The sequence below is a fragment of the Eggerthella sp. BIOML-A4 genome (assembly GCF_009875575.1).
Classification (GTDB): domain Bacteria; phylum Actinomycetota; class Coriobacteriia; order Coriobacteriales; family Eggerthellaceae; genus Eggerthella; species Eggerthella lenta.
Window position 1 is genome coordinate 250442 of sequence record NZ_WWRX01000002.1, and the last position, 19050, is coordinate 269491.

Below are 19050 nucleotides of genomic sequence, written 5' to 3' on the forward strand. Positions count from 1 at the left end.
GTGCTCGCGTGCTTCGTCGATCGAAAACATCGGCGTTTTCGCCCCCTCGGGCGCGCTTGTCCTTGTATACTTAGGAAACTGGTGCCGAGCGGCGGCGATTCGGCCTGCGTCCTCAAGCATCGCGTTGGGAGAAGCGCGGCGAGGGTGAAGGCGGAACCACGTGCATGCCGTTCGGCGAATAGCACGACGAAGGGGATCATATGGAAGGATTCGACCTCATCAGCACGGGGGTATGGTCAATCATACCGCCGATTCTTGCGCTGGGTTTGGCGCTGATCACGAAGGAGGTGTATTCCTCTCTGGCCATCGGCGTGTTCGTGGGCATGGTGATCTACCAGTTCTCGCTCAACGGCGTGGGCGTCGAGCCGCTGGTGGATTCGTTCACCATGGTGCCGCAGATGATGGCCGAGCAGATAGCCGGCAACGGGGCGCTGCTGCTGTTCCTTGCGTTATTGGGCGCGCTCGTGGTGGTCATCGCGGCCGCCGGCGGATCGCGCGCGTACGCCGAGTGGGTGTCTACGCACATCAAGAACGCGAAGATGGCGCAGATTCTCACTGCGGTGCTGGGCATCATCATCTTCGTGGACGACTACTTCAACTGCCTCACGGTGGGCGCGGTCATGCGCCCCGTCACCGATCGATTCAACATCAGCCACGAGAAGCTGGCATGGATCATCGACTCCACCGCGGCGCCTATCTGCATCATCGCGCCGGTGTCGTCGTGGGCCGTGGCCGTAGGCGGCTACCTGGGCGAAGGCGGTTTCACAACGTTCGTCCAGTCCATCCCGTACAACTTCTATGCGCTGCTCACCATCGTGTTCGTCTTCTTCATGTGCGCTACCAAGAAGGACTTCGGCCCCATGCGCGTTGCCGAGGCCGAGGTGCAGAAGCCGGCCGACCAGCAGCATCGTATTCCGTCGAAGGACAGCGCTCTCGAGTCGATGTCGACGGTGGGCATTTCCGATCCGAACGCGGCCGACGCGCTGCCGGCGAAGCTGGATACCATTGTAGCCGAGGAGGACGAGCTGGACGAGGCTGCGAAGGTGGCCGTCGAAGAGTTCAAAGGCATGGCCATCTCGGACAAGGGACGCGTGTTCGACCTGATCATTCCCATCATCGTGCTCATCATCTTCTCGATTCTGGGCATGCTGTACGCGGGCGGCTTCTTCCAGGGCGTCGACTTCGCCACGGCTGTGGGCGAGAACCCGGTGTTCGGCCTGTGCATCGGCGTGTGCGTGGCGCTGGTGGTGACGGCGGCCATGTTCCTGCCGCGCAAGCTGATGACGCTGTCGGGATACATGGACGGCGTGGCCGAGGGCGTGCGCTCCATGGTGGGCGCCATCATGATCCTCGTGCTGGCATGGAGCCTAGGCGGCACGTGCCGCTACCTGCTTGGCACGGGCGAGTTCGTCAGCGGCTTCCTGAACAGCATCGGCGTGGGGCTGGCTCTGCTGCCGGTGGTCATCTTCGTGGTGGCGGCGTTCATCGGCTTCGCCATGGGCACGTCGTGGGGAACCATCGCGCTGATCCTGCCCATCGTGATCGGCGTGTTCCCGGCGCAAGATCCGCTGTTCCTCGTGGCCATCGGCGCCACGCTGGGCGGTGCGGTGTACGGCGACCATGTGTCGCCTATTTCGGATACCACTATCCTGTCGTCGGCGGGCGCGCAATGCAACCACCTGCGCCACGTGGCCACGCAGCTGCCGTACGCTTCGGTGGTGGCGGCCGTGTGTCTGGTGGGCTACATCATCGCCGGCTTCACGGGCAACCCGTGGATCGCGCTCGTCGTGGGCGCCGTGCTGATGATCGCGGCTGTGCTGGTGCTGAACCGCTCGAAGTACGGGGCGGTGAAGGCGTAAGCGCGAACGCGGGCAAGCGAGCAAGCGAAGCGCAGCGAGCGCCCGGGACGGCCACTCCGCCCCGGGCGCTTTTTTTGAGCCCGAAGCCACCCCGCTGCGCCCGGCGTCGCTTGCGCCCAGCGTCGCTCCCCGCCCGCCGCGCCCGTGTCGCCCCGCGCGCAATGGCGAGCGCCCCGCGTTGCCGCGCTCCGCATCTTCCCCGCCCGCCGCGCCCGCGTCGTCCCGCGCGCAATGGCTAACGCCCCGCGTCGCCCCGCCCGCCGTGCCCGCCGGGCCCGCCAGATGTACGGATGTTTCACGTGAAACATCCGTACCGTTCAACGCATATTCCCACTTCAAACGCCCATAGCTCGTTTCGTGCGATCGAAAGTTACATCCTTTCGTGCGATGGTGCGCTTCTTCCTCCGTCGTATAGTGCGCAGCGTTCGAGGCGGCTCGGCCGCCTGTCTACGAGAGGAGAGAGCAATGGGGAGCACGTTCACCAGAAGGCAGTTCGTCATGGGGGCTATGGTGCTGGGCGGGTCGCTCGCGCTGACCGGATGCAGCCCGAAGCCCGAGTCCAAGAAACAGGACGGCGCGTCGGGCGCAACCGAGCCCGTGCAAGCCGACATCATCGTCATCGGTTCGGGTCTGGCCGGCTCGGCCTGTTCGATCTCCGCGGCGCAGAACGGCGCGAGCGTGCTGCTGGTCGACAAGGCGCCGTTTCTCACGTCCACCTTCCTCACCTCGAAGGGCAACGTGTCCATTGCCCAGGTTCCAGAGAATAAGGACGAGTGGCGCTTCGAATCCGAGACGCCCGACACCATGGACCAGTTCGTCAGCCGCTACCGCAACCTCACCGAGATCGGCAAGGTGGACGCGCCGTACCCCGACTATAGCCGCATGCAGCGCATGATGGAGGAAAGCTGCGCCACCATCGCGTGGGTAGAGCAGCTGGGCATCACGTTCGAGAAGTCGTTTACCAAGGAGATGGTGGGCACCGACACGGTAAAGCCCGACGTCAGCGCCGACCCTGCGACGGAAGCGGGCGTCCAGGTGGCGAACGCGTTCGCGGCCGAATTCGAGCGCTTGGGCGTGCGGACGATGCTGTCCGCCGAGGCGAAAGAGCTGATCATGGACGGCGATGCCGTGGTGGGCGTGAAGGTCGAGGGGCCTGACGGCGTCCAAGAGCTGCGTGCGAAGGCCGTGGTGCTGGCCACCGGCGGTTTCGGCGGCAGCGCGGAGTACTGCGACCAGCTGGTGCCCGCCATCAACGAGATGGGCTTCCAGTACCTGGGCAACGCTATGAACACGGGCGACGGCATGACCATGGCCTCCGCCATTGGCGCCGCGCTGTACGAGGATCCGTGGGTCATCCCGAACGTCATCATGCCCACGCGCACGCTGACGAAGGCCGACGCGGGCTTCAAGAAGCTGTGCGACACCGGCATGGAAGGTGCTGCCACGTCGTCGAAGATGCTGGTGGACTCCACGGGCGCGCGCTTCGTGAACGAGGCGGCTCCGGTGACGGCGCTGGCCACGTCCATGACCGACAACCAGGCGGGGCCGTACTACGTGCTGTTCGACAGCTCGAACGCCGAGGTGGTCGCAGTCATCGAGAAGGGCCTGTCCACGGGCGACGTGCTGAAGGGCGTTTCGATCGAGGAGCTGGCCGACGCGGCCGGCGCGCCCCAGCTTGCGGCGACGTTCGAGGCGTACCAGCAGGCGGCAGCTGCGGGTGCGGACGAGGCGTTCGGCAAGAAGGCCGACATGCTGGCGGCGTACGGCGACGGCCCGTTCTACCTGGTGAAGTTCGTGCCGTCCTATGTGGCCACGATGGGCGGCGTGAAAACCGACGCATCGTGCCAAGCGCTCGGCGAAAACGGCAGCGTCATCCCCGGCCTGTTCGCGGTTGGCGAGGCCACGCACCGCTTCATGTACAACCGCAGCTTTGTGCGCCACTGCTCCAACTCCAGCGCCCTCACCATGGGTCGTCTGACGGGAGCGGCGCTGGCCACGGCGTAACGACCCGATCTTCCCTCGCGCGCAGGCCGGACCCCCTCCCCGGCCTGCGCTTGCGTTTGCCCGCCGTCAAGCATGCGTCGAAAATCCCCGCTCTATCGTCCCATAGGACGATAGAGATCCGCACGCGCTTGTCGCGGCACCGAGCGCGACGAATGTTTCACGTGAAACATTCGTTCGATTACGGATTCGTTGCGGGCTTTGCCCTCGCGACGGCGTCACCCCCTCCCCGATGGGGTTGCCAACGAAAAGGGCTAACTCTTCTTGGCGGCGCTCGTCTCCTCTATGAGGTCGAGCAATTCCTGGCGCGAGTGCACGTCCATCTTCGCGTAAGCGTGGCGCAGGTGGGTTTTCACCGTGTGCTCCGACAGCGTGAAACGCTCGGCGATGGCCCGGGCGCTGCGTCCCGCCGCAAACTCCTCGATCACTTCGAACTCGCGGTTCGTCAGCTCGTAGGTGCCCTTCATCTGCACGAGCGCATCGCCTGCCGACAGGTGCGCCAGCGGGACGGCCGCCGCTTCCTCGGGGGCGCTCGCATCGCCGACCGCATCCCGCTTCGACGCATAGCGAAGGTAGCTGCAGAACATGAGCGCCAGCGTGGCCACCAGCAGCCACACCGAGCCGACGAGCGCGAGCTGCGGATCGACGCCGGTTTGCTCCAACAGCGTCTGCGCCGCGAAGCGCCCCAGCGCCACCGACAGCCTCGCGACGCCCAAGGCCAAGCCCAGCAGGAAGAACGCCGGCAGCTTCCGCTCGTTCGCCTCGCTGATGAACATGAGCCACAGCAGCACGTAGAACGAGATGAGGAACGCGGTCATCAGCGATCCGGCCACGTGCCCGTCGGCGACGTTGAGGCTGCGGTACAGCAAGATGGTGACCAGGCACAACGCGGTGATGGGCGTGATGTAGTCGATGTTCGCCTTGCGCGGCTTCGCCACCAGCAGCACGGCCAGCATGGCCACGGCCGCGATGATCCCGAACAGGCCGGTGAGGTCGGTCTGCGCGTACTGCAGGTTGTTGTGGATGTCGAGCTCTATCACGAACCCGCAGATCAGCGAGAACGCGAACGTCCCTGCGACCGCGCGCTTCGTGCGCGAAAGCGCCTCGGCCATGGAGGTTGCGGGTGCGACGGATTCCTTCATCTGCTGGGCGACGAACGCGTTGTTGCGCAGGCACCACAGCAGCGCGGCGGTGGACAGGACGAACGACGCCAGCAGCATGATGCTGCGCCCGCCTGGGAACAGCGAACTGGTCAGCGGCGGAAGCAGCGTATCAATGAGGTACGCGACGGCGATCAGGGGAAGCGAGAGCCGCGGCCGGTAGCTGGTGAACACTTCCATCCAGCAGAGGATGGACAGCGACCAGCCCATGCCCGCCGTCACCTGCATGGCGATAAGCGCGATATCGTTTGTGTTGCCCGACGCAACGAGCACGGCGTAGATCGAGCTGACGACGACGGCCGCGACGAACAGCGGCTTCGCCCGGTCGATGCGCCCGAGGTAGGAGAGGACGGCGACGACGAGGAACGTGAGCCCGTCGGCCGCGAGGCCTACCAGGGCGTAGGGGCTGGGGCTGTAGGGCCCCGTGTTGAGGTCGAGCAGCCGCGCGCCCTGCAGCAGGCCGAACCCGAGCGTGGCCACCGCCGCGAGGGCGAGGATTCGCGTTTTGTCAGATGCGTGCGCGTTCATCGTTTCCCCTTTGCTTGCGAAACAGTCGCGCCCCACTATAACGCACCCGCGCCCGCCGCGCTCTGCGAAGCCGAGCAGAACCGCACAGATGTTTCACGTGAAACACTCGCTGCTCGCACCGCCGCGATCATGCGACCCTGTCGGACATTGAAGCGAACGAATGTTTCACGTGAAACATTCGGGCTGCGGAAGAAGCGCGCCAGGCGTTTCCGTGCCCACTGCAAATTGCGCTTCCTTGATCGAGCGCTTCCGCGTCGATCTGCGCGCTGCGGCGCCTGCGCCCAGTTTCGCCGTGCGAGGTTAGGGCGATGGGCGCGCTACCCGCTCACTACGCGGGGCAGGGCGATGTCGTGGGGCTCGCAGGGGACGGTTTTCACGCGCTGCTCGTCGAAGGCGATGCCGACCACGGCGGCATCGGCGCGCAAGCGGGGGAGCAGCTGGTCGTAGTTGCCGCCGCCGTAGCCCAGGCGCCGTCCGGCATCGTCGAAGGCGACCAGCGGCACCACCACGGCGTCGAGCTCCTCGGGATCGACGGCCTGGAACCCGTCGCGCTCCAGCGCTTCGCAGGCAAGGCAGCGCAGGGGCGCGCCAAGGAACCCCGCTGCGGCCGCGTCCAGCTGCTCGCGCGCCACGCGGTAGAATCGCATCTGGGGCGACCCGCTCGTGCCGCCGGTTTCGCCCGCTGCCCGCCGTCCGCTCGCCTCGCCTGCAGCCCGCGACCCGCTCGGCATTCGCGGCACGTCTCCCGCCCGCGGCTCGCTCGGCACCGGCGACCCGCCTGCTTCGTCCGCGCCCGCGCGACCCGCCGCCCGCGACCCGCCCGCTGCAGGCTCCTCGCGCACCATGCAGGGGAAGCACACGTCCCAACCGTGCGCGTACGCCGCCTCGACGAACGGCCGCGTGTCCACCTCACTGCGCATCGACGCGAACACGGCCACAGTGGGAACCGCGCTCCCGCCCGTCGCATCCGCGCGCGACGTCCCCTCGGCCGAAACCTGCGCCGTCCCCGCACCTTCCGCGCCCGCCAGCGCTTCCGCCAGCACCTGCTCCAACCGCGCGCATATCGCCGCGCTCTTGCGCGCACGCACCTCTTCCGGCAGCGCATCGCGACGTGCCAGCACGCGCGAGCGCAGTTGTTTTTTCGTCTCCATAGACCGCAGTATAGCATCGACGTAACGGCGCCGTTGCACGATAATGGCGGAGGTGTGGGGAGTTAGCGCAAACGTAACCGTTTCCATTCGATTTGACCTGCAAACCCATCATTGACCTTGCTATAATCGTTTTGCATTGGGTACACTCGGACCACCTTAGATAGCTCTCCCTCGCAGTCGCAAGGGGTGCACCACCTCAAACGACGCTGCGTATGCGTCGTTTGTTGTTTTCTAAGGAGAAATTGACTACCAAGCATATATAAGTAGGTCGCTCACCAGGCATCATGCATGCCGGGCGACATAGAGTAAGGAGACAGCAGTGCAACTCAAGGCATCCACCGATTACGGTATGCGCGCCATCTTGTACTTGGCTGCGCAAGGTACCACCTGCTCCTCGAAAGATATCGCGGAGGACATGTCCATTCCGCGCGACTACCTCATCCAGCTGGCGCAGCTGTTGCGCAACGCAGGCATCATCGAGGCCCGTCCGGGCAAGCACGGCGGCTATCGCCTGGCGAAGGATCCGGCCGACACGAACGTGCTGGAGATCATGGAAGCGCTCGACGACGATGCGAAGCAGTCCACGCGCGCGAAGCGCGATGCGCGCAAGGGCGGCGCGATGGTGCAGGAGATCAAGCAGGTCTACGATCTCATCGAAGAGAGCATGGACGCCTATCTGTCCAGCTTGACGGTGCAGATGCTGCTCGACTGCGCCCGCAACGGCGACAACAGCCGCACGTTTTTGGCCGAACGACTGCAGGAAGAAAGCCGCCGCCTGCTCGACGCCGTCAAGTAGCGTCGACGCAGCCCGGCGGCTGCGCTCTTTTCGCCGCGCCGCCGCCGAGGCGTCTAGATGCCCAGCACCTGCATCACCAGCAGCACGGCGGTGAGCACGGTGACGATGCCCACGGTGACCCAGATCAGCACGCGCGACACGATGCGCGAACGGTACGCGCCCATAACCCGCTTGTCCGCGGCGATGATGGCCATGAACACCAGCAGCACCGGCAGCACCAGGCCGTTCACGAACTGGGCGGTCAGCATCACGCCCATGAGGTCGATGTTCGGCACCAGCACCACCACGGCCGAGAACGCGATCACGAACGTGAAGATGCTCTTGAACAGCGGCGCCTCTTTCCACTTGAACGAAACGCCCGCCTCCCAGCCGAAGGCCTCGCAGATGACGAACGCCGTGGTCAACGGCAGCACGCAGGCCGCCAAGAACGACGCGGCGATCAGTCCGATGGCGAACAGCGCTTCGGCGTAGTGCCCGGCGAACGGTGCCAGCGCGCGCGCCGCGTCGGCGGCCGATTCGATCTCGATCCCCTGCGGGAACAGCACCGATCCCGTGGTCACGATGATGAACCAGGCCACGAGGCACGCGGCGATGGTGCCGGCGATCACGTCCACCTTCTGCGAGAACAGATCCTTCACCGACACGCCCTTTTCCACCACGTTGCTCTGGTTGAAGAACATCATCCACGGCGCGATGGTGGTGCCGATCATCGCGATGACCAGCGACACGAAGCTCTGGTCGTTCACGATGCGCGGCACGACGGTGCTGGTCAGAGCCTCTTCCCAGTTCGGTTCGGCCATGAACGCCGCCACGATGTAGGTGACGAACACCAGCGACAGGATGAGGAACACCTTCTCCACGCGCTTGTAGCTGCCGCCCACCACCAGAAGCCACACGGCCACGGCGGCCACGGGCACAGCCAGGTACTTCGACACGCCGAACATCTCCATGCCGCTGGCGATGCCGGCGAACTCGGAGAACGTGGTGGCCACGTTGCCGATGAGCAGCGCCAGCATGGCCAGCGCGGTCAGGCGGATGCCGAAGCGCTCGCGGATGAGCGCGGCGAAGCCCTTGCCGGTGACGGCGCCCATGCGCGCGGCCGTCATCTCCACCACGATCAGCAGCACGCACATGATGGGGATGACCCACAGCGTGGCGAAGCCGAACTTCGCGCCCACGGTGGAGTAGGTGGAGATGCCGCCCGCGTCGTTGCCGGCCATGGCCGTGACGATGCCAGGACCCAGCGCTGCCAGCAGCAGCCAGATCTTTTTGGGCTGCTTCTTCTCGGGAGCTTCGACGAGCTCGGTCGACTCGATCGCGTCGACGGCGACGTCGCGCACTTCGAGCTTCTCGTTCTTCTTCATCATCATGGCGCTACCTCCCGGCGTAGCCGATGATCTGCAGCAGCACCAGCGTGTACAGCGCCAGGAACAGGATGGACGCCACGAGGCCGCCCAGCACCTTGAGCAGGGTAGCCTTCGTCTTGTCGCCGCTCACGTCCTCTTCGATGGCGTCCCACGCGTCGTCGACCGTGACGATGCCCAGCAGCACGCCGTGCTCGTCCACCACGGGCATGGCGGGCAGCTCGTACTTGAAGATGTCGGCCGCCACGTCCTCCTCGGTCTCGTCCGGCGTCGCGGAGATCACGTCGTCGAACATCACGTCGCGCACGGGCCGCGCGTCGTCGGTGAGCACGAGGGTGCGCAAGCTCAGCACGCCCACGAACTCGTCGTAGTCGTTCAGCACGTACACGTAATGCACGGTGGGGTGGTCGTCGTCCAGCTCGCGCAGCACCTCGATGGTCTCGCCCACGGTGTTGTCGGCCTTCACGGCCACGAACTGCGTGGTCATCATGCCGCCGGCCGTGCCGTCCTTGTAGCCCAGCAGGCGGCGGATCTCGGTGGCGTCCTCCACGCCCATGAGGCGCAGCAGCGTCTCGGCCTTCTCGTACGACAGGTCGCGCACGATGTCGGCCGCGTCGTCCGGGTCCATGTCGCCCAAGAGGCCGGCGGCGCGGGCGTCGTCGAGGTCTTCGATGAAGTCGGCCTGGTACTCGTCGTCCATCTCGGAGATGGCCTCGGTGGCCTGCGCATCGTCCAGATGCTGGAACACGTTGGCGCGCTGCTGGGGGTCCAGTTGCTCCAGGATGTCGGCCACGTCGGCGGGGTGCAGCTCGTCCAGGCGCTTGTGCGTGACGGACAGCTGCACTTCGGACAGGTCGCGATCGAGCAGGTCCATGTAGTTCCAGGCGATGATCTGCTCGTCGATCTTCTTGCCGAACACCTTCGCCACGGCCACCACGGCGCGCTCCAGCCAGGAGGCCAGCCCGCGCAGGATGCCGCGCACGCCCACTTCGGCGCCCAGCAGGCGCAGCTGCGAGCCCGAAACGGACAGCTTGAGGTCGTTGACGCGCACCACTTTCAGGCCTTGCGTATCCACGATCTGACGGTTCAGCAGGTCGCGCGCCAGCAGAACTTCGTCAGGTTGCAGATAGCTGAAGCGGATGTCGTGCGCCTCGGCGTTGAGGGTGATTCCGTCCTCGTCGAACGTGTCGACGTACTTGCGCCACGAGATCATGAACGGAACCTTGCCGGGCCCCTGGAAGGCCAGGCTGGTGATGCGCGGGAACACTTCGCCGGTGGAGATGGCGAGGTCGGAGATGGTGCCGATCTTCTCGCCCTGGGTGTCCACGACGGGTTTCCCCATCATTTGAGAGAGGTAGAGCATGGTGGTATCCCTTACTGTCATGCCCATGGCCGTACACCTCATGATACCGTGTGCAAAGACGCGCGCGTCGCGCGCAATGCAAAATGTGTGTTAAGCCATGAGCCGCCGCAGTCGTTCCTTCGACTGCCGACGTAAGGGAAGACGAAGGAAGAACTACTTACTGTGAGGCTTCGATTTTCGAACCTTCAAGTACGTTCCTTTCCCTGACCAATAAAAAATCCGCACGTGCTGCTGCCAGTCGTTGCGGAATTAGAAGCTGAAATGGTGCGCCGTGAGGGATTCGAACCCCCGACGTACTGATTCGTAGTCAGTCCCTCTATCCAGCTGAGGTAACGGCGCACGTCGAAACAGCAAAAGTTATTATGCCGGTATTGCCCCATGCTGTCAACGACTTTTTCAGACTTTTTGGGAATAGTGCGCGAAATAGGTGTTTGAACTGCATAAATGGTTAGTTTGTCGAACGAACGCCGCATGTTCGTCGTGCACCGTATAAGGAGCTCGGCGCGCTTTCTGCGGAATCGGCCAGTCTTGAATTCTTCCGGGAACCGTAGGCGAAGCTGTTCCGCGACCAGCTGACTTGTCGGATCGCAGGCAGCGTCGTTTTTCGCAGCGGTTCTGCAAGTTTTTCGACTTCGTGGCAAGTTCGGATCGTTGCGATCAGGGGTTTCTTCCGCCTTAAGGAAAAGCCTGCGGAAAGCTTTCGAGCCTCTGGGTCAAAAGGCCTGGTGGGACGATCGGCCGCGAAAGTCATTCTGCCACAAAGTCGAAAAACTTGCAGAACCGCTGCGATTTGCTGCACAGCCTCTATCGGCAGGTCGTCTCTCCGTGTTCAACGGCATTCAGCCTCGTCGATGTTTCACGTGAAACATTCGCCCGCATTGCGGGGCGATTACAAGCGGGCATGCCCGGCCTCTTCGTGCGTGCGCGTGGCTAGGATGAGGCAGAACGCGTCTTGAATCCAACGAAGAAAGCGAGGCTGTTATGACGAAGACTGCGAAATGGTCGATGATCGGCGTGCTTGCCGCTCTGGTGCTGGCGCTGTTCGCCGTTGCCGGCTGCTCAAGCGACAACGCGGGCAACAACGACAACGGAGGCGACAACGCCAACCCTGCCACCGAGAACAACGACAATGGCAACGGTAACAACGGCGACAACAACAACGGCAACAACAATGCCGACAACAACAATAGCAACAACGGCAATAACAACAACGGCAACCAGATGGGCGACGGCAGCAGCATCGGCGAAGGCACCGTCCTCAAGGTTCCGAACGGCTGGGTCGCCTATTCCCAGAGCGACATGCTCGTGCTGCTGGACTCGAACGCCGACGTCCAGTACCAGTGGACGGCCGAGGTTAACGGCAACACCGTGCTGAAGGACACCGACGCCGACCTGCCGTCCTCCGGCTTCAACGATCAGAACTCCCAGGACGTCGTGGGCGCGGCCGGCATGCACGCGTTCGGGTTCCTGGCCGACGACCAGAACAACGGCGAGTCCACCATCACAATGAAACTGGCGAACACGTCGAATGCCAACGATGTGAAGACCACCATCGTAGTGAAGGCCACGGTGCAGAACGGCACGTTCACGGACGTGAGCGTGCAGGAGTAGCGCGCCCCCCGCTATACTGCGGGAAAGCGAAACCGCTCGGAAGGAGTGCGCGATGAAGGCTCGTCTGAAACTCGTGATAGCAGGAGCGTGCATGGCGGCTTTCATCGCGTTCGCCGTCGGGTGTTCGGCTGCGCCGGGATCCGAGGTCCAGATCGCCGAAGGGTCGGCGGAGTTCAGCCAGGGCGACCTCGTGGTCAAGCTGGACGCGAACCCCACGACGGGGTACGAGTGGACCTTCCAGATCGACGGCTCGGCCGTGCAGCCCGACGGCGACGAGTTCGTCCCCGCGAGCGACGGCGCCCAGCCCAAGACGGGCGAAGGCGGCGTGCACACGTTCAACTTCAAAGCCGACGGCTCGGGCGAGGCAACGCTGACGTTCACGTATGCGCGGTCGTGGGAGGCGTCGGACAGCGACAAGACCGTCGTGCTGCATGCGACGGTTGAAAACGGCGCGTTCACGCAGGTTGAAGAGCAGGCGTAAACATCAAAGGGCGGGAACGGCCGAGCGCCGTTCCCGTCCTTTCTCGTGCGGAATGCTCTAGATGCTGAGGTCGCGCCGATCGAAGGCCGCAACCGCCACGGCGAACAGCGCCACCGCGCCAACGGTCAGCGCGATCGCGCCGCCGACGGCTGACGCGTCGCCCGCGGCCAGGCCGTAGTAGTCGAACAGCGTCAGCGGGTTGACGTTCTTCAGGAACTCGAACTTGTCGCCCACCTGCGATACCATCTGCATGAGGAAGAACAGGATGTTCAGGCCGCCTCCCACCCACAGGGCGGCCGTCGCGTTCGAAAACAGACATGCGGACAGGAAGCACAACCCGGCCATCGCCAGCCATAGGGCCAACAATCCCGCATTCACCTGCATCAGCGCCTGCATATCCAGCTCGCCCGGGAACAGCGCTTCGGCGAAACCTGCTTCGAGCGACGTCACCACTGCCATGAGCGCCACCAGAATGGTCACCATCACGCCCACCATGGTCAGCGCGATGCGCGTGCGGCTGTTCGGCGTAGCCAGCAGATACGCCATGGCGCCGCGATCGAGGTAGCGCACCATCAGCTTGTTCGCCACGATCAGGATGAGCACGAGGATGAAGATGGTCAGCAAGAACCCGTACAGGTAGTTCAGCATGAAGTCGATGAGGGTGGTGGCCTGCACCGACATGCCGAACGCCGCAAACATCTCGGGCATGCTCTGCATCATGGCATCCAGGCTTTCTCCCAGCTCCGGATCGTACATGCTGACGATCACGCCGATGTACATAGCCAGCACCGCCGCGATGATGAGGCTGACGAACAGGTTCGCGCGCAGCTCTTTGGCGAACAACGTCCTATTCATGAGAGCCTCCTTTCTCCACCTGGTTCGTCGTGCCGTACAGGTGCATGAACAGCTCTTCCAGCGTTTGCTCGCGCGCGGCGAGGTCCACGATGTCGTAGGCGGCCAAGTCTTTCACGAACGCGTCGGGGTTGCCGGCCACGGCTGCCTCCACGCTAGCCGCGCCCTGTTTCCGTGCGTCGGGATGCGCCTGCGCGTAGCGGTCGCGCGTGGTCTCGTCGGCGAACGTCACCGCGAACACGCGCTTGCGGCTCTTCCTCACGTCGTTCATGCGCTCGACGGCGGCCAGCCTGCCCGCACGGATGAATGCGACGCGGTCGCACGTGCGCTCCACCTCGTCGAACAGGTGCGATGAAAGCAGGATAGTGGCGCCGCGACGCTTCTCCTCAAGCACGAGGTCGATGAAGCGGCTTTGCATGAGGGGGTCGAGGCCGCTGGTGGGCTCGTCCAGCAAAACGATGTCGGGCGAGGTCATGAACGCGCACACCAGGCCCACCTTCTGCTTCGTGCCCTTCGACATCTTGCGGATGCGCCGCGCGGGGTCCAGCTCGAAGTACTCGACCAGCTGGTTCATGCGCGTGCGGTCGCGCAGCTTCTTCATGCGCGCCATGAATTCCAGGAAGGCCGCGCCGGTCATCTCGTCCATGCAGGCGATCTCGCCCGGCAGGTAGCCCAGGCGCTCCTGGATGCGGCTGCGCTGGCTGAAGCAGTTCAGGCCGTCGATGCTCACGGTGCCCTCATCGGGGCGAATGAAGCCCATGAGGTTGCGCATGGTCACGGTTTTCCCAGCGCCGTTCGGCCCCAGGAAGCCGAACACCTCGCCGCGTTCCACGGAGAACGACACGTCGAACACGCCGCGGCCGTTGCCGTAGTCTTTCTTGAGCCCCTTGAGTTCGATCACGGGGTCGCTCATCGGTATTCCTCCTTAATGAGACAAAGGGAGACAAAGGGATGGGGTTGCTATCTCATCGCCTCCGGTACTCTTCTTTGTACGAATAGGCTTTCAGCATGTCGCACCAGCGGTACATCTCGTCCATCATGGCGTCTAAATCGATGCGTTGATGCAGCGCTTGCTGTTGGTGCAGATAGCCGTCGGCCAGCCAAATCAGCATGTTGAGCACGTACTTCGGATCGATGTCGTCGCGGAACCGGTCAAACCGCACGTTCTTGAAGTACGTCGTGAACATAAAGTCGAGTTGTCGCTGCGTCCAGCTGTCCATCGTATCCTTTATGTCCTTGTGCTCCGGGTAGAAGGCCCGGATGGAGAACTCCAGCAGGTAGGGGAACTTGCTCAGCACCTTGGATTTGGTTTCCGCCGCGTAGACGAGCAGCTCGAAGAAGTCGTCGATCTCCCAATACCCATCGTCCAGCACCAGGTTGGACACCTTTTCCATCAGATGCTCCATGAGGTACAGGTACAGCTCCTTCTTGTTCTTGAAGTAGAAGAACAGAAGGCCCTTCGAGATGCCTGCCCTGCGCGCGATCGTCTCGGTCGAGGCGTTCTTGTAATCGTTCTTGCCGAACGTTTCCACGGCGGCGCTGACGATGGCCTCGCGCCGCTCTTCGGGAAGGCTCTCGAATTTCGAGCGTCGGTCGTCCACTGCCGCCTCCTTTCCTGCCGCCGTTGACCGGCCGGTCAACGGATCGAAGACCATGCTACCCCGTTGACTATTTTTTAGAAGGGGGCGCGAGGAAGAATTTTTGCCAGGTTGAACTGCGTCCCGGTTCTTGGACAAGGAAAATAAAGGTGGCTATGCTGCTAAGGACTGGTTCCGGAATTCCTCCGGGGTCAGTCCTTTCAGTTTAACCTGCCTTCGCCTCGTGTTCCAGTGGACGATGTACGCCTCGAGCCTCTCCTTGAACTCCTCGAAGCTCTCGAAGCTCTGCCCGCGGAAGAACTCGTCCTTGATATGGCCGAAGACCTGCTCGGTCGCGCCGTTGTCGATGCAGTTGCCCTTTCTCGACACGCTCTGGACGATGCCCGCCTCCTCGAGCGTCTTGCAATAACCGTCGTGCTGGTACTGCCATCCCATGTCGGAGTGCATGACCGGGCTCGCGGCCTCCGGCATCTTCGCCAGCAGGCCTTCCAGCATCTCCTTTTGCTGCGCCATGTTCGCAGACCGCGATATGCTCCAGGACACGATCTCCTTGCTGCCGAAGTCGTACGCTGGGGCAAAGTAGGCCCTGCCCCACGGGGCCTTGAACTCGGTGACGTCCGTGCCGAGCTTCTGCCAGGGTTCGTCGGCTGAGAAGTCCCTGTCCAGGACGTTGTCGAACGCCCTGCCGACAACGCCTTTGAACGAGTTGTACCTGTGGTAGTCGCTCTCGCGCCGGATGCCGCAGCTGATGCCCATCTCGTGCATGATCTTCAGTGCGGTCTTGTCGGCTATCGCCACGTCCTCCTCGGCGCGCAGGGCCATGGCGACCTGCCTGTGTCCGCAGCCGTTGGCCGTGCGGGAGAGCACCTCCGCCACCTTCTCCCATAGCTCCGGCCTCGTCGGCCTCGGCGGGTGCGAGCGGGCGCGGTAGTAAGTCGATCTCGGGAGCCCGGCGGCTGCCAACAGGTCGGAAAGAGCGTGGCCTTGCCCTGAAAGCATCTCGATCACTTGGGACTTCTCCCAGCTCGAGACTTCTCCGCCTCCAGGGCGCGGACTTTTTTTAAGTAGGCGTTCTCGGCTTCGAGCCTGCGCACGCGCGCCTCGAGCTCTTGCTCGCGCGTCTTGGGCGCGCTTTGAGCCGCAGATCCCTTCGGCCTGCCCTTGGGCTTGGGCCTGAGAGCGTCGGCCCCGCCTTCGCGGTAGAGCCGGCACCAGGAGTCGAGCGGGGTCCTCGACGCGATGCCGAAGGCGGCCATGGCCTCGGGCTTGCCCATCCCCTCGTCCACGACGGCCCGAGCTGCGGCGGCCTTCGTCTCCCAAGCGTATCTCGTTTTCCGGCTACCCATGCAGAGCAGCACCTCGCTTCCGACCGACCTGTACGTCAGAAGCCATTTTTCCACGATGCTGGCCGACATGCAAAGCCTCGCGGCGACGATGTCCCTGCCGTACCCCTCGTCGAACAGCTCGACCGCTAGTTCGCGCATCTTCCTGTCATGCTTCGGCGGCATAAAGAAGCCTCCCATCTCTCGAACTTTACTTTCTTGTCCAAGAAATGGGAGGCAGTTCAGGTCGACCCCCCCCCTTTTTTTTCTGTCCTTGCAAGTCGGAATTGTCTTTTTGGCAAATAGTGTGCGAATTCGGAAGCCTGCACGTTCGCGATCGCCCCTGCGCTTTCGGCAAGCGCCCAAGGCGCAGCAAAAACCCCAGCTCGCGAAAACTGCCGGCTCTTTCCCGGTTTTTTCTTTTTCCGAATTCGACCAACTATTGCCACGGCTGCTGCCATGAACTGCCCGATCATGATAGAATCAGCCTCACTACAGAGCCAGTGCAGGCGCTCTCCATCGTTCGAGTAGCCCATTGCTGGAAGCGATGCCCTCGTCTTCCCCTACCACGTCTGCAAGATCCTCTCCGCCCAGGGCAAATAAGGGGGTCTTGTGCAGAAGATCGCACGTGCCTCGCAATCACGCATTGTTTTCGGATACATCACGGCCTTGCAGATGCTGCGCATGGCCCAACCCTGCGAGCTAGCTTCGGTGAGGAGCGGAAAACCAAGCATCCCCGAGCGCGCCCCGCGCACCAAAGAGCTCAGCTCGGCGCTTGAGCGCATAGAAGGGGATCATCCGGGTCTGAGGTTCGAAAGGCCTAGTCACGTGTTGGTGAGCACGCCGAACGGTCGGGCGGGGGAGCTTTGCGTTCCTCATGTGTGCACGAGGGGCTTCTCGCGTTCCTCGTTCTTTCGATTGGGCGATGACGTGTTCTTCAGCAAACCCGAGCTTGCATTCATTCAAATGGCAACGCGGATCCGCAACGAGGTTTCGCTGCTTGAGTTGGGGTGGGAGTTGTGCGGGTCGTATCAGACGAGGCGTACTGGCGTTTCGGTTGGATACGATGTCGAGCCGCTGACAAGCGTTCGGGCTTTGCGCGACTACGTAGCGTGCAACAGCTCGCTCGGCGGTGCGCAGAAGGTCGCGCGCATCCTTCCATTTCTCGTGGACGGGTCCGCATCGTCGCGCGAGACGAAATTCGCGCTTGTCCTGGGATTCAGTCCTTTCCGCGGAGGTTACGGCATGGGCTTTCCCCGCATGAACTACGAGGTGATCGCAAGTCCGGCGGCGCGCGCGATTTCCGGGAAGAAAAGCTTTCGCTGCGATCTCTGCTGGCCAGAAGCGAGGCTCGACGTGGAGTATCAAAGCAAGGAGAATCACGAAGGCGAACTCAGCCGCATCCGGGATTCGAGAAGGGCTAACGCGTTGGCGGCCATGGGCTGGACGGTGCTCGGCGTCACCAATGACGAGCTGAACAGCCTTGCGGCTACCGATGCGGTGGCTGAAGCGATTCGTCGTCACCTCGGCAAGCGCCTGCGAACGAACGTCTCCGACTGGCATGCCCGCAAGCTGCGCCTGAGAAGGCGGCTCGGGCTGCCCGTGGGATACGAGGAGGCGATCTGATCGGGTGGCGAATTGCGATGCCGGCGGTGCGCTTCTGGTCGGGTGCGGCTGTGCAGCGAGCCACCTTGAGCTGAGTGCGGGGGTACGGCGGTGCAGCGAACCCCGGTGCTTTTGGCAAAAAGTGGCCGAATTCGGAAACCACAAAACGGATTGATCGAAGGCTACGAAGCGTGGCGTTTTCAGTACCTTGTCGACCAGGCGTTTTACGACACGGTCGTCCCTGTCTTTCAAGACGGTTGCCTTCGCCTCCCTTGAGACTTCCGAATTCGATGGTATTTTGCCATCGAGGGCCCTTCCGGCGTGCAAGGACCGGCTCGGGATAGTGGTGGGAGGGGCGGCTCCCTCGACTCGGGACGGCTTTCTCGCTGAGGGCGGCTATCTGGGGCGGCGCGCTATCGCGCGTACACGGTGCGCTTGCGCGTAACCAGGCGGTCGACGAACTCGGTGGCGGGGTTGCGCAGGATGTCGCACGGCTCGGCGAACTGCACGGCACGGCCGGCCTCCATCACCAGCACCTTGTCGCCCAGGTCGAGTGCCTCGTCGATGTCGTGCGTCACGAACAGCACGGTGATGCCCGTCTGCCTATGGATGCGCTTGATCTCGTCCTGCAGGCTGCCGCGGGTGATGGCGTCCACGGCGCTGAACGGCTCGTCGGCCAGCAGGATGTCGGGGCTGGCCGCCAACGCGCGGGCGATGCCGACGCGCTGCGCCTGTCCGCCCGACAGCTCGGCGGGATAGCGATCCATGATGTCGTGCGGCAGCCCGATGATGTCCATCCATTTCGCGACGGCCTCCTCGGTGCGACCCTCGTCGCCGCTGTTCAGCAGCGAGGGCACGTACGCGATGTTCTGCTCCACGGTGAGGTGGGGAAACAGCACGCTGCCTTGGATGGCGTAGCCGATGTTTCGGCGCAGCTCGATGGGGTCGACGCCGCTCGTGTCCTTCCCGTGCACCAGCACGCGTCCATCGTCGGGCATCGCCAGCGCGTTCACCATTTTCAACAGCGTGGTCTTGCCGCAGCCCGAGCTGCCGATGATGGTGACGAACGCGCCTTCGTCGATGTCGAGGTTCGCGTCGTCCACGGCGACGGCATCGCCGAATCGCTTGCTGACGTGCTCGAACGCGACGGCGGGTGTGGAGCCTTCTTCTGCTGGCGCCGCACGGGATCCTTCGACTTCGCGCTGCGCGCTCCGCTCAGGATGACAAATCGCGAAACCCTCGGAACGTCCCACCCTGTCATCCCGAGCGCAGGCGACGGAGTCGCCGGAGTTGCGACGCGAAGCTAGTCCTTTAGGGAAGGATTCCGCGCTGTGCGTCTGCGCGAATGCATGCTCCATG

Annotated in this window: 15 protein-coding genes, 1 tRNA gene and 1 pseudogene; 6 read left to right on the forward strand and 11 right to left on the reverse strand. The window is 63.5% G+C overall.

Going from position 1 to position 19050, the window contains the following annotated elements:
* The first annotated feature begins 200 nt into the window (after positions 1–200).
* Complete coding sequence (locus GT613_RS02875; RefSeq protein WP_009305640.1) at positions 201–1859, forward strand: Na+/H+ antiporter NhaC family protein; 1659 nt, start codon at positions 201–203, stop codon at positions 1857–1859.
* A gap of 465 nt (positions 1860–2324) precedes the next feature.
* Entirely contained in the window at positions 2325–3863 is a 1539-nt protein-coding gene (locus tag GT613_RS02880) for an FAD-dependent oxidoreductase (RefSeq protein WP_015759798.1), read from the forward strand.
* Between the two features lie 251 nt (positions 3864–4114).
* On the opposite strand, the gene GT613_RS02885 is transcribed toward GT613_RS02880, so the two are convergent.
* The gene (locus tag GT613_RS02885) at positions 4115–5548 is read right to left on the reverse strand and encodes a helix-turn-helix transcriptional regulator (RefSeq protein WP_015759799.1); all 1434 of its coding nucleotides are present in this window, start codon (positions 5546–5548) and stop codon (positions 4115–4117) included.
* 317 nt (positions 5549–5865) lie between these two features.
* Entirely contained in the window at positions 5866–6699 is an 834-nt protein-coding gene (locus tag GT613_RS02890) for a 5-formyltetrahydrofolate cyclo-ligase (protein ID WP_240132852.1), read from the reverse strand.
* A 319-nt stretch (positions 6700–7018) separates the two neighbouring features.
* Here GT613_RS02890 and GT613_RS02895 point away from each other — a divergent pair, with 319 nt between their 5' ends.
* Positions 7019–7495: an Rrf2 family transcriptional regulator gene (locus tag GT613_RS02895; RefSeq protein WP_009608991.1), complete on the forward strand. Its 477-nt coding sequence runs from the start codon at positions 7019–7021 to the stop codon at positions 7493–7495.
* A gap of 53 nt (positions 7496–7548) precedes the next feature.
* Here GT613_RS02895 and GT613_RS02900 read toward each other — a convergent pair whose 3' ends face one another.
* From GT613_RS02900 to GT613_RS02910, 3 genes are all read right to left on the reverse strand, one after another.
* Positions 7549–8865, reverse strand: coding sequence for an Nramp family divalent metal transporter (locus GT613_RS02900; protein WP_009305646.1), 1317 nt, complete (start codon positions 8863–8865; stop codon positions 7549–7551).
* 4 nt (positions 8866–8869) lie between these two features.
* The gene (locus tag GT613_RS02905) at positions 8870–10249 is read right to left on the reverse strand and encodes a magnesium transporter MgtE N-terminal domain-containing protein (protein WP_114516727.1); all 1380 of its coding nucleotides are present in this window, start codon (positions 10247–10249) and stop codon (positions 8870–8872) included.
* A 235-nt stretch (positions 10250–10484) separates the two neighbouring features.
* Positions 10485–10561 (reverse strand) — tRNA-Arg (locus GT613_RS02910).
* A 642-nt stretch (positions 10562–11203) separates the two neighbouring features.
* Here GT613_RS02910 and GT613_RS02915 point away from each other — a divergent pair.
* Positions 11204–11833, forward strand: coding sequence for a protease inhibitor I42 family protein (locus tag GT613_RS02915; RefSeq protein ID WP_009608990.1), 630 nt, complete (start codon positions 11204–11206; stop codon positions 11831–11833).
* Positions 11834–11885: 52 nt separating this feature from the next.
* Positions 11886–12314, forward strand: a complete 429-nt coding sequence (locus GT613_RS02920) for a protease inhibitor I42 family protein (protein ID WP_009305649.1) — start codon at positions 11886–11888, stop codon at positions 12312–12314.
* A 57-nt stretch (positions 12315–12371) separates the two neighbouring features.
* Here the strand turns inward: GT613_RS02920 and GT613_RS02925 are convergent, their stop codons facing one another.
* From GT613_RS02925 to GT613_RS02945, 5 genes and pseudogenes are all read right to left on the reverse strand, one after another.
* Positions 12372–13169 carry an ABC transporter permease subunit gene (locus GT613_RS02925; RefSeq protein ID WP_009305650.1) on the reverse strand — a complete coding sequence of 266 codons (798 nt, stop codon included), beginning with the start codon at positions 13167–13169 and terminating at the stop codon, positions 12372–12374.
* Positions 13162–14079: an ABC transporter ATP-binding protein gene (locus tag GT613_RS02930; protein ID WP_009305651.1), complete on the reverse strand. Its 918-nt coding sequence runs from the start codon at positions 14077–14079 to the stop codon at positions 13162–13164. The genes GT613_RS02925 and GT613_RS02930 overlap by 8 nt, the downstream gene beginning before the upstream one ends.
* Before the next feature lie 52 nt (positions 14080–14131).
* The gene (locus GT613_RS02935; protein WP_009305652.1) at positions 14132–14767 is read right to left on the reverse strand and encodes a TetR/AcrR family transcriptional regulator; all 636 of its coding nucleotides are present in this window, start codon (positions 14765–14767) and stop codon (positions 14132–14134) included.
* A gap of 150 nt (positions 14768–14917) precedes the next feature.
* The gene (locus GT613_RS02940) at positions 14918–15976 is read right to left on the reverse strand and encodes an IS3 family transposase (protein WP_227101378.1); all 1059 of its coding nucleotides are present in this window, start codon (positions 15974–15976) and stop codon (positions 14918–14920) included.
* Positions 15925–16287: pseudogene (locus GT613_RS02945) on the reverse strand (helix-turn-helix domain-containing protein); the annotation flags it as partial. The gene GT613_RS02940 and the pseudogene GT613_RS02945, both read right to left, overlap by 52 nt.
* Before the next feature lie 411 nt (positions 16288–16698).
* Here GT613_RS02945 and GT613_RS02950 point away from each other — a divergent pair.
* Positions 16699–17712, forward strand: coding sequence for a DUF559 domain-containing protein (locus GT613_RS02950; protein WP_009305656.1), 1014 nt, complete (start codon positions 16699–16701; stop codon positions 17710–17712).
* A 392-nt stretch (positions 17713–18104) separates the two neighbouring features.
* Here GT613_RS02950 and GT613_RS02955 read toward each other — a convergent pair whose 3' ends face one another.
* Entirely contained in the window at positions 18105–19049 is a 945-nt protein-coding gene (locus GT613_RS02955) for an ABC transporter ATP-binding protein (RefSeq protein WP_009607749.1), read from the reverse strand.
* Between the last annotated feature and the right edge of the window lies 1 nt (position 19050).

What these genes read in the sequence shown, in the direction of transcription:
- GT613_RS02875 (WP_009305640.1), top strand. Translation starts at nt 201, where the DNA reads ATGGAAGGATTCGACCTCATCAGCACGGGGGTATGGTCAATCATACCG.
- GT613_RS02880 (WP_015759798.1), top strand. Translation starts at nt 2,325, where the DNA reads ATGGGGAGCACGTTCACCAGAAGGCAGTTCGTCATGGGGGCTATGGTG.
- GT613_RS02885 (WP_015759799.1), bottom strand. Translation starts at nt 5,548, where the DNA reads ATGAACGCGCACGCATCTGACAAAACGCGAATCCTCGCCCTCGCGGCG.
- GT613_RS02890 (WP_240132852.1), bottom strand. Translation starts at nt 6,699, where the DNA reads ATGGAGACGAAAAAACAACTGCGCTCGCGCGTGCTGGCACGTCGCGAT.
- GT613_RS02900 (WP_009305646.1), bottom strand. Translation starts at nt 8,865, where the DNA reads ATGATGATGAAGAAGAACGAGAAGCTCGAAGTGCGCGACGTCGCCGTC.
- GT613_RS02905 (WP_114516727.1), bottom strand. Translation starts at nt 10,249, where the DNA reads ATGGGCATGACAGTAAGGGATACCACCATGCTCTACCTCTCTCAAATG.
- GT613_RS02915 (WP_009608990.1), top strand. Translation starts at nt 11,204, where the DNA reads ATGACGAAGACTGCGAAATGGTCGATGATCGGCGTGCTTGCCGCTCTG.
- GT613_RS02920 (WP_009305649.1), top strand. Translation starts at nt 11,886, where the DNA reads ATGAAGGCTCGTCTGAAACTCGTGATAGCAGGAGCGTGCATGGCGGCT.
- GT613_RS02925 (WP_009305650.1), bottom strand. Translation starts at nt 13,169, where the DNA reads ATGAATAGGACGTTGTTCGCCAAAGAGCTGCGCGCGAACCTGTTCGTC.
- GT613_RS02930 (WP_009305651.1), bottom strand. Translation starts at nt 14,079, where the DNA reads ATGAGCGACCCCGTGATCGAACTCAAGGGGCTCAAGAAAGACTACGGC.
- GT613_RS02955 (WP_009607749.1), bottom strand. Translation starts at nt 19,049, where the DNA reads ATGGAGCATGCATTCGCGCAGACGCACAGCGCGGAATCCTTCCCTAAA.